Annotated in this window: 13 protein-coding genes; 8 read left to right on the top strand and 5 right to left on the bottom strand. The window is 51.7% G+C overall.

Going from position 1 to position 16241, the window contains the following annotated elements:
• Nucleotides 1–13: 13 nt before the first annotated feature.
• The 6 genes from trsS (at nt 14) to JWJ90_RS08775 (ending at nt 8379) form a co-directional block, all read left to right on the top strand.
• The gene (trsS, locus tag JWJ90_RS08800; protein ID WP_420828901.1) at nt 14–1390 is read left to right on the top strand and encodes a radical SAM (seleno)protein TrsS; all 1377 of its coding nucleotides are present in this window, start codon (nt 14–16) and stop codon (nt 1388–1390) included.
• Nucleotides 1387–2697, top strand: a complete 1311-nt coding sequence (locus JWJ90_RS08795; protein ID WP_205226845.1) for a DVU_1553 family AMP-dependent CoA ligase — start codon at nt 1387–1389, stop codon at nt 2695–2697. The genes trsS and JWJ90_RS08795 overlap by 4 nt, the downstream gene beginning before the upstream one ends.
• On the top strand, nt 2694–3746 hold the full coding sequence (locus tag JWJ90_RS08790) for an XdhC family aldehyde oxidoreductase maturation factor (protein ID WP_205226844.1): 1053 nt from the start codon (nt 2694–2696) through the stop codon (nt 3744–3746). The genes JWJ90_RS08795 and JWJ90_RS08790 overlap by 4 nt, the downstream gene beginning before the upstream one ends.
• Nucleotides 3747–4014: 268 nt before the next feature.
• Nucleotides 4015–5196, top strand: a complete 1182-nt coding sequence (locus tag JWJ90_RS08785; protein ID WP_205226843.1) for a DVU_1551 family NTP transferase — start codon at nt 4015–4017, stop codon at nt 5194–5196.
• On the top strand, nt 5184–5786 hold the full coding sequence (locus tag JWJ90_RS08780) for a histidine phosphatase family protein (protein ID WP_205226842.1): 603 nt from the start codon (nt 5184–5186) through the stop codon (nt 5784–5786). The genes JWJ90_RS08785 and JWJ90_RS08780 overlap by 13 nt, the downstream gene beginning before the upstream one ends.
• Before the next feature lie 187 nt (nt 5787–5973).
• Complete coding sequence (locus JWJ90_RS08775) at nt 5974–8379, top strand: Lon protease family protein (protein WP_205226841.1); 2406 nt, start codon at nt 5974–5976, stop codon at nt 8377–8379.
• A 119-nt stretch (nt 8380–8498) separates the two neighbouring features.
• Here JWJ90_RS08775 and JWJ90_RS23520 read toward each other — a convergent pair whose 3' ends face one another.
• Both JWJ90_RS23520 and JWJ90_RS08770 read right to left on the bottom strand, forming a co-directional pair.
• Complete coding sequence (locus tag JWJ90_RS23520; RefSeq protein ID WP_275889084.1) at nt 8499–8627, bottom strand: hypothetical protein; 129 nt, start codon at nt 8625–8627, stop codon at nt 8499–8501.
• A gap of 188 nt (nt 8628–8815) precedes the next feature.
• A complete protein-coding gene (locus JWJ90_RS08770; protein WP_205226840.1) occupies nt 8816–9673 on the bottom strand; it encodes a LysR family transcriptional regulator in 858 nt (285 codons plus the stop codon).
• Nucleotides 9674–9768: 95 nt separating this feature from the next.
• Between JWJ90_RS08770 and leuC the strand changes: the two genes are divergently transcribed.
• Both leuC and leuD read left to right on the top strand, forming a co-directional pair.
• Nucleotides 9769–11172: a 3-isopropylmalate dehydratase large subunit gene (gene leuC, locus JWJ90_RS08765; protein WP_205226839.1), complete on the top strand. Its 1404-nt coding sequence runs from the start codon at nt 9769–9771 to the stop codon at nt 11170–11172.
• A gap of 62 nt (nt 11173–11234) precedes the next feature.
• Nucleotides 11235–11870, top strand: coding sequence for a 3-isopropylmalate dehydratase small subunit (leuD, locus tag JWJ90_RS08760; RefSeq protein WP_205226838.1), 636 nt, complete (start codon nt 11235–11237; stop codon nt 11868–11870).
• Between the two features lie 442 nt (nt 11871–12312).
• Here the strand turns inward: leuD and JWJ90_RS08755 are convergent, their stop codons facing one another.
• From JWJ90_RS08755 to JWJ90_RS08745, 3 genes are all read right to left on the bottom strand, one after another.
• On the bottom strand, nt 12313–13575 hold the full coding sequence (locus tag JWJ90_RS08755) for a putative sulfate/molybdate transporter (RefSeq protein ID WP_205226837.1): 1263 nt from the start codon (nt 13573–13575) through the stop codon (nt 12313–12315).
• A 76-nt stretch (nt 13576–13651) separates the two neighbouring features.
• Nucleotides 13652–14971: a M18 family aminopeptidase gene (locus JWJ90_RS08750; protein ID WP_205226836.1), complete on the bottom strand. Its 1320-nt coding sequence runs from the start codon at nt 14969–14971 to the stop codon at nt 13652–13654.
• 222 nt (nt 14972–15193) lie between these two features.
• Nucleotides 15194–15943, bottom strand: coding sequence for a putative metalloprotease CJM1_0395 family protein (locus JWJ90_RS08745; protein ID WP_205226835.1), 750 nt, complete (start codon nt 15941–15943; stop codon nt 15194–15196).
• Between the last annotated feature and the right edge of the window lie 298 nt (nt 15944–16241).

The following is a 16241-nucleotide window of genomic DNA, read 5'->3' as shown; positions in this document are numbered from 1 at the left end:
TCGCGCAATCGAGTTGCTCTCGTCAACATCCAGCGTCTGCCCCGTCTGTATGCAGCGCGTTGCTGCCATACGTGAACAACAGGGCAACACCGTGTATCAGGTCAAGCGTTGCCCAGAGCACGGCACCTTTCGTACTGTTATCTGGCGGGGATCCATACCCTTTTCCTCCTGGCTTCGCCCCAAAAAGCCGTCAGCTCCTTTGCAGGCCTTCACAGAAGTGCATCAAGGCTGTCCCTATGACTGCGGCCTTTGCCCTGATCATGGCCAGCATACCTGCACCGCCCTCATTGAGATCACCAACCGATGTAATCTGCGCTGCCCCGTCTGTTTTGCCGATGCCGGTGCCGAGCAGCCCTCCAATGAGCCATCACTTTCGCATATTGGTTTTCTCTACGATCAGGTCATGGCAGGCTCCGGTCCCAGCAATATCCAGCTCTCCGGTGGTGAACCCACCATGCGCGAAGACCTTGCCGAAATTATTCGCCTGGGACGAGACAAAGGCTTTCACTTCATTCAACTCAACTCCAATGGACTGAAGCTCGCTGCCGATCCCTGTTATGCACAAAAACTCAAAGATGCGGGTCTGGCCTCGGTTTTCCTTCAGTTTGATGGCCTGAAGGCGGCCACCCACATCGCTCTGCGCGGACGTGACCTCCACCGCATCAAGGAACAGGCCATCATCAACTGCGGCAAAGCAGGCCTGGGTGTGGTCCTGGTCCCTACCCTGGTTCCCGGGGTGAATCCACAGGAGATTGGGGCCATTATCGAATACGGTGCCCGCTTTGCCCCCACGGTTCGAGGCGTTCATTTTCAGCCGATCTCCTACTTTGGCCGCTTTCCCGAGCCACCGGCTGATCGTGACCGTTTAACACTTCCCGAGGTGATTGAACTCATTGAGTTGCAAAGCGAGGGCCGAATCAGTCGAGACAACTTTGCTCCACCAGCCTGTGAGCATGCGCTCTGTTCCTTTCATGGCAACTTCATCGTTCAGGAAGATGGCCAACTCATGCCCCTTGGCAGTGGCCCCACCTGCTGTTCCACAGGTGAGCCCCAGGCAATTCCAGCCCTTGAAGGCAGGCAAAAAAGCGTCAACTTCACCGCCCGTCAATGGTCCTTACCAGCTCTTCCCATGGCCAACGCCCAGGGGTGCGGTTGTAACGGCACAGATAAGCCACAGGATGACCTCGATAGATTTCTTGCCCGGGCCCGCACCCATACCTTTTCGCTTTCTGCCATGGCTTTTCAGGATGTGTGGAACCTGGACCTGGAGCGACTGCGTGGCTGCTGCATTCATATTGTATCGCCAGCGGGCAAGCTGATTCCTTTCTGTGCCTACAACCTGACCTCCAACCAGGGAGAACCTCTTTATCGGGGGGTAGAGCGCGCATGATTCCGACCACCCTGGAGCCGCTCATCGCCGGGATACTAGGCCATCACGCAATTCCCCTCTCCCGAGCAGACATTGATGAGTGGCAACTTCACCGGCTTAAGAACCAGCTGAATTACTGCCAGAAGCATTCATCCTTTTATCGCGAACATCTACGTTCTGTTGAACCGGGGGGGATACAATCTCTTGCCCATGTCCACCGGTTGCCTTTTATCACAGAGGAGCATCTGCGCGCTCATGGACCGACGATGCTCTGTGTAAGCCAGGACGATATCGCCCGTATCATTACCATGCACAGCTCCGGCACCACCGGTGCGCCCAAGCGACTCTTTTTTACCCAAGAGGATCTTGAACAGACCCTGGATTTTTTTCATATGGGTATGCAGCACATGGTCGATCCCGGCCAGAGTGTGGCTATTTTACTTCCTGGCTCGACACCGGATTCCACCGGTCATCTCCTTGCACGCGCCCTGGAGCGCTTTGATGTCCAAAGCCATATTGTGGGCCTTGTCACCCATCCCGACGAGGCCGTACGTGCACTCTCAAAACTCCAACCCAATGTGTTGGTAGGTTTTCCAGTACAAATTCTGGCCATTGCTCGCATGGCTGCTCACCTGCAACTTTATATCGGAGATATCCGCTCGGTACTGCTCTGCTCGGATTATATCCCTGACAGCCTGAGCACCGAGCTTACGCAACTCCTTGGTTGCGAAATATTCACCCATTATGGGACCACAGAAACCGGACTCGGTGGCGGAGTTGATTGCTGGCACCACTGCGGTACACATCTGCGCGAGGCGGATCTTTTTTTTGAAATTATTGAGCCGCAAAGCACACAACCGGTTGCTGATGGCCAGTGGGGAGAAATCGTCTTTACCACGTTAACCAGGAAGGGCATGCCGCTGATTCGCTACCGAACCGGGGATCTGGGCCGTCTTCTTCCGGGGACCTGTCCTTGCGGCAGTACGATTCGCCGTCTTGATCAGGTCAGGGGCCGAATCAACCAGGCCTGCCTGCTCAACAATGGACACCGGCTGGGTTTGGATATTCTCGACGAAGCGCTCTTTCCCCTTCCGGACCTGCTTGATTTCAACGCCCAGCTTTCAACGAAAGACAACCAAGAACAACTTTGTATTGACCTGAAACTTCTTCCCAGCCGCAGCGAACGTTGGCAACAATCGGCCAGGGAGCTTTTATCTACCGTTCCAGCCCTACAGGGTGTTGATATCGTCCTGAACGCACCACCTGAGACCAACATTCACCCGGCAAAACGAACGCTTGAAGACCATCGCAAGGACATTCAACCATGAAAAAACTCATTCAACAAATCTGCACCACCCTGGATGACTCCCAGGACCTGATCCTGGTCACCATCTCCAGCCAATCCGGCTCCACCCCACGACTTGCTGGCGCCAAAATGATCATCCTACGTGACGGTTCCATCGGGGGGACCATTGGAGGCGGTCAGGTGGAAGCCATGGCCATTGAATCTGCGGTGCAGTGTTTTCAGACCAAACAGTCGAAACGACAAATATTTGATTTGACCAACAGTATGGCGGCCAACACCGATATGATCTGCGGTGGTCGCATGGAGATTTTCTTGGAATATATCGCTGCAAGCGATGTAAACCGTGAAGTTTTTCGCCTGTTGCTCGATTCTATACAATCCGGCCACCGGATCACCCTGGTCTGCCCCCTGTCCGACACCACGGAGGCCGAGCAGCGCTTTGTGGTCAACCACCGTGGTATCCCCAGCCGCTTGGATATCTCCGACGGGCTGCTTGCAGCTATTAAACAGGTGCGTCCTTCAACCTCCGCTGCAAGCCTGATCGAATTTGAGGGCAAAGAATATCTGCTCTCCTACTTTGCTGTAGCCGGTACCGTTTACCTGCTGGGAGCGGGGCATGTTTCCGCCTGCACCTCTGAGGCCGCCATGCGGGTTGGCTTTCGTACTGTGGTCATGGACGATCGGGTTGAGTTTGCCAACAAAGATCGGTTCCCATCAGCTGATACGATCAAGGTTCTGGACTCCTTTGACAATTGTTTTCAAGGATTTGAGATCGACCAGGATTCCTACCTTGTTATTGTCACCCGTGGTCACATGCACGATATGGATGTGCTCGACCAGGCCCTGCAGACCGATGCCGGGTATATTGGCATGATCGGCTCACGAAAAAAACGCAATGCCATCTATAAAAAACTTATGGACAAAGGTTTTAAAGAGGCACATCTGGATCAGGTGCACTGCCCCATAGGCCTTGGTATTGAAGCGGATACACCGGAAGAGATCGCTGTTTCCATCGTAGGAGAACTTATTTACCAGCGAGCTACCGGAAGAAAGCCCTGGCATCTGATTTGATTTGGGATTAAATTTAGTTGCATGCAACATTTAGCTCATCTGATGCCAGACACTCCTTATCACTATAATTCAACACGATAACCATCTAAACTTAGCTTGAATCTTTGTCCCGGGCATTACCTGTTCCCTACAAGCATCCAGCGTATTCGGATACTGTAGGAGCGAGTCATGCCCACGAAAAGGCGCACATTTTTGCGGGTCTTTCGCCTTTTGCTCGGAACAAATGGCAACTCTCTAAAAGAGGGTTTTGTTGTTCAGCTGAACGTCGATGGTAACCAAACAAGTATTTGCCATGTCACCAAAACCAAGCGCCATCATCATCGCAGGGGGCTATTCCTCACGTATGGGCGAACTCAAGGCCCTGCTCCCCATGGGCGGAAGCACCGTGCTTGACCAGTCGATCAACCTCTTTCGTTCCTGCGGAGTCAACGATATCGTTGTCGTTACCGGTCATCGTGCAGAGAAAGTGCGTGCAGCCGCGGACAAGGCAGGAGTCCGAACCGTCTATAATCCCGACTTTGCTCAGGGGATGTACAGCTCCATTCGTGCTGGCGTGCATGAGCTTTGTGAAAACAGCAGTGGTTTTTTTCTGCTCCCGGTCGACATTGCCCTGGTCCGGCGGGGGACGGTTAACCTGCTGCTACAAGCCCAGGCCCAAGCTCCGGCAGATATCTATTATCCGGTTTTTGAAGAACGCCGAGGGCACCCTCCCCTGCTTTCCTCAAGATTGAGGGATCTCATTGGTGAGAGTGATGAACCTGAAGGAGGTTTACGTACTATCCTGGCGGCACTTGAAGCTGACCACCCGGAACAGATTCGTGAAGTTCAGGTGGCTGATGCCAATATCCATTTTGATATGGATACACCTGATGATTATTTTGAGGGCTGTATCCGTTTTGCCCGAAAGGGCGTCCCTACCATGGCAGAGGCCAAGGCCATTATCGATCATATTTATTGCATGCCTGAAAAAGGGTTGGCCCACGGAAGGATGGTAGGCGATGTGGCGGGCATACTCTGCCAGACAGTGATCCGCCACAGCGGACGAGAACTCAATCCTCAGACCTGCCGGGTTTGTGGGCTGCTCCATGATATTGCCAAGGGACATCCCCATCACGAACAGACAGGTGCCACCTGGCTGCGCGAACTTGGTTTTGAAGAAGCAGCAGAAATAGTGGGTGCGCATAAAGATATGGATTGGTCCCCAGAAATGGGTGTGGGAGAACGGGAACTGGTCCACCTGGCAGACAAGGTCGTCCGTGGCAGTCGCATGGTTCGGGTCAATGAACGCTTTGAAGAAAAGCTCGCCCTGTACAAACATGATCCGGAAGCGGTCGAGGCGATCCTTGGCCGTTACCGCCTGGCCCAGAACCTGGCAGCGGCGGTTGAGGCCGAGGTAGGCCAGCCCCTGGAGCTGATTATGGAGATGGCCTCGGCTTCATGCAGTCATTGATTTACCTGCTCCGCCACGGCGAGGTTGATTCATCACGACCTCGCCGTTTCCTGGGACAGGCAAATATACCCCTCAACAAAAGCGGCATCAACCAGGCCAAACAGGTTGGCCTTGCACTAACCGACATTTCCTTCAATCAGGTCTTCTCTTCACCACTGAACCGGGCAATGCTGACCGCAGAACTGGTCAGTGGCCGCCCACAGAGCGAAATCCAGCCAATCGCCGCCTTCCAAGAGATCAATCTTGGAGCATGGGAAGGATTAACCGCCACAGAGATCCAGAAGAAATTCCCAGGCAGTTATGAAGCACGGGGAGACAACATGGGGACCTTTCGGCCCCAGGATGGGGAGAGCTTTGCCGATGTGGCCGCCCGCGCCCTGCCTGCCCTGCAAGAAATCGTTTGCAACAACACAGGCCACATTCTCATCGTGGCCCATGCCGGGGTCAACCGTGCCGTGCTTGCCTCTGTGCAGCACACTCCGCTCGATCAACTCCTCACCATCCCCCAAAACTATTGTTGTTTGAATCTTCTTGTTTCCACCAACAAGGTTCTCTCTGTCCTGGAGATCAATCAAATTTTTTACTCCTGACCCCATCATGAGTCTTCCCAGGAGTTTGGTTGGCGGTGAGGCACTATCTCCAACAATCACACATTAAGTTCGCTCCCCTGCAAGCAAATACGGTTGACTTCCCTCCTCTGCTCAAGTACCTAGGCATTGGCAACATCTGCAATCCTTCTTTCTCTCTTTCCTTGAGCCAACACAAAAAACGCATTCCATGCCCATTACCGAACTCACTCCCAACGAACTCCGACTCTCCATCGCCCCGGAGAGCCTCGGCTTTGCCGACACAAGCGAACTGATCAACGCCCCCCTCCCCTGGATAGGCCAACAGCGTGCCCAACAGGCTACGCTGTTCGGATTGAACATGCAGCAGGCCGACTATAACCTCATTGTTCTTGGTGAGGTCGGCAGTGGCCGTTCCTCCCTGCTCAAACAGGCCATGCTGAATGCGGCTCAAGAGCGCCCAACACCTCCGGATCTGTGCTACCTGCATAATTTTGATTCCCCGGAGCAACCCAACGCACTCCACCTGCCAGCAGGCTGCGGCAAAGCATTGCGCAAGGCAATGGGCAAGATGCTCAAAACCCTGGCAGCCGAAATTCCACAGCGTTTGGAAAGCTCAGATTACAAACTGGAACGGGAGCGGATCGAAAAAGCATTTAAACAACAGGAAACCGACGCGTTCAACACCCTGGAAACATTTGCTGAAGCCCGCAATTTCAGTATGCGCCAGGAAGCAGGGCAAATGATGTTCACCCTGCGCAGCCCAGGCGGCAAGGCCATGAGCGAGGATGAGTTGCTGGCACTTTCCAAGGAAGAGAGGGCCGCGATCAACCAGGCAGAAGAAGAATTGCTGGCAGAAATCAACACCTATTTTGCCACGACTCGTCCACTTGAACGAACAATGGACGAAGACCTGGCAGAGCTGCAACAAAAAACCATTCGCCCCCTGTTACAGGCAGAGAGCAAGAGCACGACCTCCTCAGTCTGTGTAGACACAGAGTGTCCACCTCTTCTTCAAGAGTATCTTACCCAGGTAAGCAACGATATCCTGGAAAACCTCGACCTCTTTGTAACCGCCGAAGGTGAGGCGGAAGTTCACCGGATCGAAGCCCTGCAGCGAACTTTGGCACGGTACCGGGTGAACATGGTGGTCGACAACAGCGACCTGGATGGAGCCCCTGTCATCGTTGAAAACAATCCGCTTTACCGCTCCCTCTTTGGCTCCATCGAGTACCACACAGAAAATGAAGCACTGGTCACCGATTTCTCCCAAATCCGTGCGGGTAGCCTGCTCAAGGCCCATGGTGGCTTTCTTCTCCTGCACCTGCGAGATCTGCTTGCCGATCCGCTGGTCTGGGAAAAACTGCGTCGTTTTCTCCGTAGCGGGATTCTGCAAATCGAAGAACCAGGCACTGCTTTTGCGCCGATCGCAACCCTCTCGTTAACCCCAAAACCTGTCACTCTCTCGGTTAAAATTATTCTCATTGCCTCCCCTGAACATTATTATGAACTCCAGGAAGGCGACCCGGAATTTGCCCGCCGCTTTCGGGTTAAAGTCGATTTTGTTGAAGAGTTCGTTGATAGCCAAGAACTCCGCCAGGCAACCTCTGTTTTCGTGGCCCAGACCTGCCTCAAGCGTAACCTGCCTCATTTTACAGCCGAGGCCGTAGCCCGTCTGCTTGAAGAAAGCCACCGCGAAACCGATGATCAGAGCCGACAAAGCGCAGTCTTTGGCCACTTAGATGCCAAAATTGTTGAAAGTGCTCCCTTATCTCTTGAAAGAAGCGACGTCCTGGTGCGCGTTGAAGATGTCGAACAGGCTCAGCGTGCCCGGCGGATGCGTCACGACTATCCCGAGCAGCGCATGCGTGAATCAATTGGCGATGGGGATGTCCTGATCGAACTTGAAGGAAGTCGGGTAGGTCAGGTGAATGGTCTCAGCGTGATTGATCTGGGTGATCACCGTTTCGGTTTTCCAGTCAGGGTGAGTGCACGAACCCATGCGGGGGAAGACGGCCTGACCAACATTGAGCGCGAGGTCGAGATGTCCGGCCCTATTCACGATAAGGGCGTCTTTATTCTTCAGAATTATCTTGCCGCCCTTTTTGAGCGCAACGCACCGCTCAGCTTCACCGGCTCCATCGTCTTTGAACAGGAGTATCATGGTATCGAGGGTGACTCCGCCTCCTGCGCGGAGCTCTTTGCCCTGCTCTCTGCTCTGGCAGGGGTGCCCATTCATCAAGGAATTGCAGTCACCGGTGCACTGAATCAGCACGGAGAAGTATTGCCTGTAGGTGGCATCAATGAAAAAATAGAGGGCTATTACCGAATCTGTAAACAATACGGACTCAGGGGACAACAGGGAGTAATCATCCCCGAGCGAAACAGGCGAAACCTCATGCTTGACCATGAGGTTTGCGAGGCAGTTGCAAACGGTAGTTTTGCGGTCTACTCAATAGCACTGGTCACCGACGGCATTGAACTGCTCACCGGCATTCAGCCTGGACAACTCAATGCCCGAGGCCAGTATCCCAAAACCAGCCTCTTGGGTCATGTGCAAAACACCCTCAGGCAGTACCATCGCCGGTGCAATGCCCACGATCGACACCGGGGCTGAGTTGTACCCTAATCCGCTAACATTCATCCGGACTGCAGTTTCGTTGTTTGTGGCATGCCGAAACAGGTAAACTTTATCGGCGTGTTGCGAACAATGAAGGCAAGGATTCCAAAAATTTTTTACAGCGCCAAGCCTGCAATGATTTTTGCAGGTGAAGAAAAGACTAGCTTCTGCGCCTCCTCTGTACCGATAATCTCTGCCTTTGGCTGGGTGAGTCTTTTGCGCTTGCGCCTGAGGGGGATGAGCATTGGGTAACACTCTTTTTTCACTGGAATCACTTTCATTGAAGGGGCTATGATTTTTCTGTTTTCTGCTAAAAAACTTGCCTTTATCTTCCCCCTCTTCTTTAGTGGAATTTGGCAGGATACATGGAGTCTTTTCTCCCACCTCTCAATACAATGGTACCTCTATTTACTTTTAACTATTTAGCCACAAGTTACTCGATTAGCAAGTCGAATAATTTTTGAGCAGCTTGTGAAAGTTGTCCTCCCTCACGTCGCACAATTCCCAAGCTTCTTTCAAAAGATATTCCAGGTAAGAGGATGCAGGTCAAATCATCATTCTGCATAATCATAGGCAGCACACTCCAGCCAAGTCCCGATGCGACCAGCGTACGAATAGTTTCTAAATAATTGGTTTCAATCCGGGCTCTCAGGTTGACTCCAACTTTCCTTAGAGACGATTCAATCAATCGGCGGGTTTCACTTCCCTTCTCCGGAACAATAGCTGGAAAATATTCAAGTTTTTTACTATCTTTACAATGAGCTAAGGGATGATCACGCCCGACCATTATCTGAAGAGGATCATCCCATACCTTATGAAGCTTTAACTTATCTGTTCTGGCTTCAGGCAGAGTGACCACCCCCATTTCGAGCATTCCTTCAGCAACGGCAGCGCAGCCACTTTCTGAGTCCATGAATTTCAGCGCAAATTCGACCTTTGGGTACAACAGATTGAAACGCCGTAAATACGGTGGCAGCCTGTGTAAGCCTATGTGGTGACTCGTTGCCAGCTGCAGCACCCCGCTTATTTCTCCAGAAAGCTCAGCAATCATTTGTTTACAGCCCGCCATCTCTTGCGCAATGTGCCGTGCCTTGGGCAAAAGCACCCTTCCGGCCTCGGTTAAAATCACGCGTTTACTGAGCCTCTCAAAGAGTTTGACAGCCAATTCGTCTTCCAATGCGGCAATACGCTTACTTACAGCGGGCTGGGTCACGAACAACCGTTCTGCTGCCAATGAAAACGATCCTGTTTCCGCAACCGCCAAAAATGCTTGTAATGTATTGGTATCCATAGATTATTCCTTTTGGGAATCAACAATATAAAAATAATGAATTTGAGTTATTCACCTTATAGCACTATCCCTATTGAAACCAAGGAGGAAATACTATGAATAAAACGTTGTACGATAAGTTATGGGATGCACATGTAGTGCGTAAAAACGAAGATGGAACAAATCTGATTTATATAGATCGTCATCTTGTACATGAGGTCACATCGCCTCAGGCCTTTGAAGGAATGCGGCTCACGGGGCGACAGCCTTGGCGCAAGGAAACAATTTTAGCGGTGCCGGACCATAACGTTCCCACCACAGACCGACGCGTTTCACCGACAGACCCTGCCGCACGTCTGCAGTTACAGACCTTGGATAGCAACTGTACAGAATTTAGTATTACTGAATTTCCCATTCATGATGTACGTCAAGGTGTAGTGCATGTTATTGGCCCTGAACAGGGCGCCACTCTCCCGGGAATGACCGTAGTCTGTGGTGATTCACACACCGCTACACATGGAGCCTTTGGTGCCCTGGCCTTTGGCATTGGCACATCAGAAGTTGAGCATGTGATGGCCACCCAATGTCTGGTCATGAAAAAATCTCGCTCAATGCTCATTAGCGTCGAGGGTAAATTGGGAGCTGGCGTCACGGCTAAAGACCTGATCCTGCATATCATTGGCCAAATCGGCACTGCCGGAGGAACGGGTTGTGTCATTGAGTTTGCCGGAGACGCGGTAACAGAATTGACCATGGAAGGCCGAATGACCGTATGCAATATGGCAATTGAGGCTGGCGCTCGCGCTGGCATGATAGGAGTTGATCAAACCACCATAGACTATGTAAAAGGTCGACCTTTCGCACCTCGGGGAGAGATGCTCACCAAAGCCGAGATAGCCTGGCGCGAGTTACACAGTGATCCGAAGGCTAAATTTGACCGGATTATTCGAATTAATGCTGCCGCCATAGAACCGCAGGTAAGCTGGGGCACCTCCCCAGAGATGGTTGTCGGCGTACGAGGGGTTGTGCCCGATCCTGCCCAGGAACAGGATTCGGTTAAAGCGGAAAGCATTCGAAAAGCTCTTGTTTACATGGATTTAACACCGGGAACATCGATAAATGAAATCGCAGTTGACAAGGTCTTTATTGGATCCTGTACCAACGGACGCATTGAGGATCTACGTGCTGCGGCAGCTCTTATTCGTGATAAGAAAGTGGCAAAAAGCGTTACCCAGGCATTGGTCGTGCCCGGATCTGGTCTGGTGAAGCAGCAGGCTGAACTTGAGGGTCTGGATACAATCTTTAAAGAGGCAGGATTTGAATGGCGGCAGCCTGGATGTTCCATGTGTCTGGCAATGAATGCCGACCGACTGGCCTCTGGCGAACGTTGCGCCTCAACCTCGAATAGAAATTTTGAAGGCCGCCAGGGACAGGGGGGCCGTACCCATCTGGTCAGCCCGGCAATGGCTGCCGCTGCTGCTGTTTACGGTCATTTTGTAGATGTGCGGGAGATAGCCTAATCCCCAATGCTCCCCCATTGCACAGAGATGAAATAAATTTTTCTATATACTGGTGATAAAATATGCAGCCGTTTACAAGACAAACCAGCATCGTTCTCCCCATAGATAGGGCAAACATCGACACCGATGCGATCATCCCTAAACAATACCTGAAAGCTATCGGCAAGACCGGCTTTGGCCCGAATCTCTTTGATGACTGGCGCTACCTGGAGCCAGGTGAGCCATACATGGACCACAGCCGACGACAAATCAACCCTGATTGTATCCTCAATGATGAACGCTACCTTGGGGCCGGTATTCTACTCACTCGAGACAACTATGGCTGCGGCTCTTCCCGGGAACATGCCGTCTGGGCCATGGTAGATTATGGCATTCGAGTGGTGATCGCCCCGAGCTTTGCAGACATCTTTTTTAATAATACATTGAACAATGGCCTATTAGCCATAACCCTTGATACAACAATCATTGAACAGTTGTTTGCCGAAGTTGCATCCAATGAGGGGTACACCTTGACGGTGGACTTAGAGGCAAAAACTATCACGACACCAAAAGGAGAGGTGATACCTTTTGAAATTGAAGCCTATCGACGTAAACGCTTACTGGAAGGGCTGGATGACATAGACATGACTTTGTTACAGGCGAATGCGATACGAGCGTACGAGGAAAGACGAAAGGCAAAAGTGCCCTGGTTGTTTTGAGAGGTGTCGCAATTGAGCATCAGGCACGATACAGGATGCCCCTTCCTATCCGCGCACCACCTGAGGCTTTAGAGCTGTATTACAATCCGCGAATGCTAATTGCGAGAAGGGCCCGATCCTCCCCAAGCTTGTCAAATAAAGCGACAAGAGGAAGCAAGCTGATTATTTTGAAGGGGTGTTGCACCAGTGCGACACGAACGACAAAGGGGGCCATTGCGCCTCCTCTCCCTTGGTGAAGGGCAACGATCTTTAACCTGAATTTGCGAGCATTCATCGGCGTGTTACAAACAATGAAGGTGGCATGCTGATGGATGCCACAAGGGGCGGCGGGTAAGACTGAACAACAAATGAATGAGCTTAAAAATCTCCGTCTCATTCACAGGATACCTTGTCGGTGACCGCCCGCCGTCACGGATTCAGGATATATTTATTCAAGCCCCTCTTAAATTTTGATATCAAATTTTCGAATTGCCCAATCAACAATAATCCCTGTAACAAAGGCCCAGGCCATGTTAGGTACCACCAAGGCAATACCTGCAATCAGGAGGGCAACGAAATATTCCTCATTGGTCTCCAGGCTCCGCATCAGAGGGCATAATTCCAGTCCGGCAAAAACCAGCAGCACGCCAAGCACGGACTGGGGGATAGCTGCAAGCAGAGCAAAGCCGAACTCTCCCAGTACCAGTGCCATTACAATAAAAAAAAGCCCCAGCATGATCGGGGCGCCACCAGTGCGCGCGCCAAAACGGTAATGGGCTGCTAGGCCACCGGTGCCGTGACACATGGGCACCGCTCCAAAAAATCCGGCAGGGAAGTTAATCATGCCCATGGTAAAAGCAAACTTACCGGCTTTAGTTTTCATGAGCATGGGGTTGCCGGAAAACAGAGTGGAGCAGGTGTTGGACGTGCCCACACAGGCATTGCCGATGGTGAGAGGAATTTGTGGTAGAACGAGCATGACCAGTGCTGTCCAGAAATCACCGAGAGAAGGTGTAATGATATGCACTGCGGTTGGCCCCAGCGACAACCCTTGGGCGGAAAAACCACCGAGGACAAAACCAAGACCTACGCCTAATGCCAGCGCGGCTAAGGCGGCGGGGTAACGTTTGTTGTTGAGTAATCGTAACACGATGGCAAAGACGATCACTCCGATAATCAGGTTAATGACCGGCCCTGTAAGTGCTCCCCCACCACCTGAAACAAAAACATCTTTATGAATAATCAGCTCAAATCCCTTTCGCAGAAAGATCAAGCCAAGGGTAAGCTGAATCCCCCGAACCACTGCCTGTGAAAAGAGCTGTGCCACCCGGTCGACCATACCTGTGAGTGAAAGCCCAAGCAAAAGGCCACCAAAGAGGATCCCTGTAGCCCCGATCACCGATTCTGTCACCACTGCCGGATAGGCAATAGCAATGGCTCCCACAGCTTTGAGGGGTTGCACAGGAATGGGCAGTCCGTAATAAAAACCTGATATAAGGTAAAAAGCACCAAAAGTAAAAAACACCGTTGTCGGACTGAGGCCGTTTAAGAGGATCATACCGATCACAATGGGGAGCATGGTGCCCAGATCCCCAAAGGCTCCGGCCAGTTCCATACGGTTAAAGGAAAAGCGGTGTTTGGATGTTGTGGCCGTGGTTGAATCGCCGGGCGATCCAGGGATTTCCGACACCGACTGTATTTTTTCGGGTTCCTGCTGCTGCGACATATCTCCCTCTTTACGCCATACAAAAATGAATGGGGTGCGGTATTGTATCAAGCTGCAAAGGTTCGTAACTGTCCCTTTAGAGTTCAGGAAGACAAACGGCCGCATCCTCCGCCTCAAAAAAGGTCTGCATCACCCGCATCAGATACCACCCATCAAGGTGACCAACGGTTTCCCGGATGGAATGCATGGCAAGCTGGGGAACACCTACATCAACAGTTGCCACACCAATCTGGCTAGCGGTCAAAGGACCGATGGTCGAGCCACAGGCCATATCATTACGCATCACAAATTGCTGGCAAGGCACCTCGGCTTTTTTACAAAGCGAGCGAAAGAGCGAAGCAGTTACACCGGTTGTGGCATAGCGCTGGTTGGCATTGGTTTTCAGTACCGGCCCCTGATTCAGCTTGGGCATATGGTCGGGCTCATGCTTGCCCGCAAAGTTGGGGTGCACGGCATGGGCATTATCAGCTGAAATAAAAAAGGAGCGAGCAATGACCTGTTGGCGCACATCAGGGTCCGGATACAGCCGTTCAAGCACGGTGCTCAAAAATGGTCCCTGGGCTCCTGAAGGTGTCGCACTGCCGACCTCCTCATGATCATTGAGCACAATCATCGCATTGCCAGGCACCTCGGCATTAATCAATCCCTGTAAGAGGGCATGGCAGGAGAGTTGGTTATCAAGCCGTGAACCGGTTATCAACTCGCCCTCCAATCCTATCTGTGTCAGGGGCTGGGGCTCATAGAGGAAAAGATCAAAATCCAACACCTCAGCAACGGAGATCTCAGTCTTTTGCTTTTTGAGTTCCTCTTTAAGCCACTGAGTAAAATCTGGAGGGCTGGATTCGGCAGATAATCCAAGCAAGGGAACCAAGTCCGTTTGTTTGTTGAGCGCCCGGCCGTTATTGGCTTCGCGATCAAGATGGATAGCCAGGCTGGGTAGAGTCGCAAGAGCGCGTTTACAATCAAGAAGCGTAGAATGCAATTCTCCTTGCTCATCAAGCCAACCAACCCGGCCAGCAAGAGAAAGGTTACGATCAAACCAGGGTGCAAGCAAGGCGCCACCATACACTTCAACACCGAGTTGCAGGCAGCCCTGATGCAGTTGCATGGGCTGGGGCCTAACCCGTAGGCTGGGGCTATCGGTATGTGAACCCGCCATACGAAACGGCCTTGGGGTCTCCCGGTCACCTTCCAGGGTAAAGGCTATCAGGCCGCCATCATGGCGTATGACAAAAAATTTACCTGAATTCAAATGCCGCCATGAATCGGCCTCATACAGCCGTGTAAAACCGGCGGCCTCGAGCCTGGTTGCAGCATTGGAAGCTACATGAAAGGAGGTAGGCGACTGATCGACAAAAGAAAAAAGGCTTTCGAGGTACTTGGAGTGGTCCATCATGATTTCATGTTTGCTCTGAGAATGAGAAAAAAGCTTTCACCTGAATTCTTGACAGCGGGCGGTCGAACACATGCAGGTTGTTGCGCCTCACCCAAGATACTGAGCCTTACGCATTCAGGTTTCTAAAAGGAATACTACAAGATACACACAGATTTCTCATGAAAATTCGAGTCGAATCTGTGAATGGGGGAAGTGCTAAAGAGTTACAGGGTGGTACCAGGCTCAGGCAACAGCCTCGAAGGGCTCGGAAGGCTCGACTTCTTCAGATGCGGTGGGAGATGCCAGGGACTGACTCTCCTCTGATTGTTCAGCGACCGTTTCCGGTTCATCCGTGCCGGACTCGGCCTCCTCACTCTGCATTTCTGTCCGTGCCCGGCTTTCCGTGGCCGTTGCGTTGGCAGCTATGCTTCTATCGGCTGATGAGGGCTCTGCCGGTGCCATGGCCGCCCGTTTCACTGCCTGCATTTTTTGAATAGTTTCTTCTGGAGTTTTTTCTTCACTCACATCGATGGGAACCTCTCCACCCACTGCATACCGGCGGCCATCCGGACCTTGCTGATACGTGTAGGAAGCTCCGCCGGCGGCATACTGCCCCGCAGCAGCAAGATGTGCCATTTCATGGGTTTTGACTTCCTGATCACGCTGCTTGAGCTCTTGAACCATCTGTTCTTCTTCAGCGGTCAGTTCCTGAATAGCATCTGCAGACTGTTCTGTTGGCGCTGTTCCCTCAGTCTCTTCTGTCTCAGACTCCTGGGCGCTGGAGGGCATGCTTCCCTGCTGCTGTTGCTTTGACTTTTCGATACCTTCCTGAGACAGGGTGACGGGATCTTCTGAGGATTGTTCGTCAGAGGTAGTGGGCTTAGATGTGGAAACGACACGCTGCACAGGTTCGGAGCGGAGTTGTGACATTCCCCCGCTACGGGTATAGAGTGCGGTTTGCGAACTGTTAAGGCTGGTTGACGATAGAAGCATGAGCAGTATACTGAGTAAGAATTCTCATAGAGATACTATACGACATCTTTACAAAACGCAGCAATTCCCGGTGCAGCCGCAAACCCAGTAATAGCGGACAAAATGTATTCAGCTTTCGTAAACTTTTATAAAAATTATCGGGTAAATCTAAATTTATCTTGACATATTAATGAGTTAGCGATTTTCGCCTTTTTGTAAGAAAAACAGTAACTTACAAGGAGGCGTCATGGCGAATCAAATTACAACCATCGTAAAAACACGCAAGAGAGATATCGCACGGATGGAAAAGATTACCATA

The organism is Desulfobulbus rhabdoformis, assembly GCF_016919065.1.
Classification (GTDB): domain Bacteria; phylum Desulfobacterota; class Desulfobulbia; order Desulfobulbales; family Desulfobulbaceae; genus Desulfobulbus; species Desulfobulbus rhabdoformis.
This window is presented reverse-complemented; position numbering and strand designations above follow the sequence as displayed.

Bases quoted from the DNA above. Each gene is read 5' to 3' on its own strand.
- leuC (WP_205226839.1), top strand. From the start codon at position 9,769: ATGAATAAAACGTTGTACGATAAGTTATGGGATGCACATGTAGTGCGT.
- JWJ90_RS08755 (WP_205226837.1), bottom strand. From the start codon at position 13,575: ATGTCGCAGCAGCAGGAACCCGAAAAAATACAGTCGGTGTCGGAAATC.
- JWJ90_RS08795 (WP_205226845.1), top strand. From the start codon at position 1,387: ATGATTCCGACCACCCTGGAGCCGCTCATCGCCGGGATACTAGGCCAT.
- JWJ90_RS08780 (WP_205226842.1), top strand. From the start codon at position 5,184: ATGCAGTCATTGATTTACCTGCTCCGCCACGGCGAGGTTGATTCATCA.
- JWJ90_RS08785 (WP_205226843.1), top strand. From the start codon at position 4,015: ATGGTAACCAAACAAGTATTTGCCATGTCACCAAAACCAAGCGCCATC.
- JWJ90_RS08745 (WP_205226835.1), bottom strand. From the start codon at position 15,943: ATGCTTCTATCGTCAACCAGCCTTAACAGTTCGCAAACCGCACTCTAT.
- JWJ90_RS08750 (WP_205226836.1), bottom strand. From the start codon at position 14,971: ATGATGGACCACTCCAAGTACCTCGAAAGCCTTTTTTCTTTTGTCGAT.
- JWJ90_RS08790 (WP_205226844.1), top strand. From the start codon at position 2,694: ATGAAAAAACTCATTCAACAAATCTGCACCACCCTGGATGACTCCCAG.
- JWJ90_RS23520 (WP_275889084.1), bottom strand. From the start codon at position 8,627: ATGCTCATCCCCCTCAGGCGCAAGCGCAAAAGACTCACCCAGCCAAAG.
- JWJ90_RS08775 (WP_205226841.1), top strand. From the start codon at position 5,974: ATGCCCATTACCGAACTCACTCCCAACGAACTCCGACTCTCCATCGCC.
- leuD (WP_205226838.1), top strand. From the start codon at position 11,235: ATGCAGCCGTTTACAAGACAAACCAGCATCGTTCTCCCCATAGATAGG.
- JWJ90_RS08770 (WP_205226840.1), bottom strand. From the start codon at position 9,673: ATGGATACCAATACATTACAAGCATTTTTGGCGGTTGCGGAAACAGGA.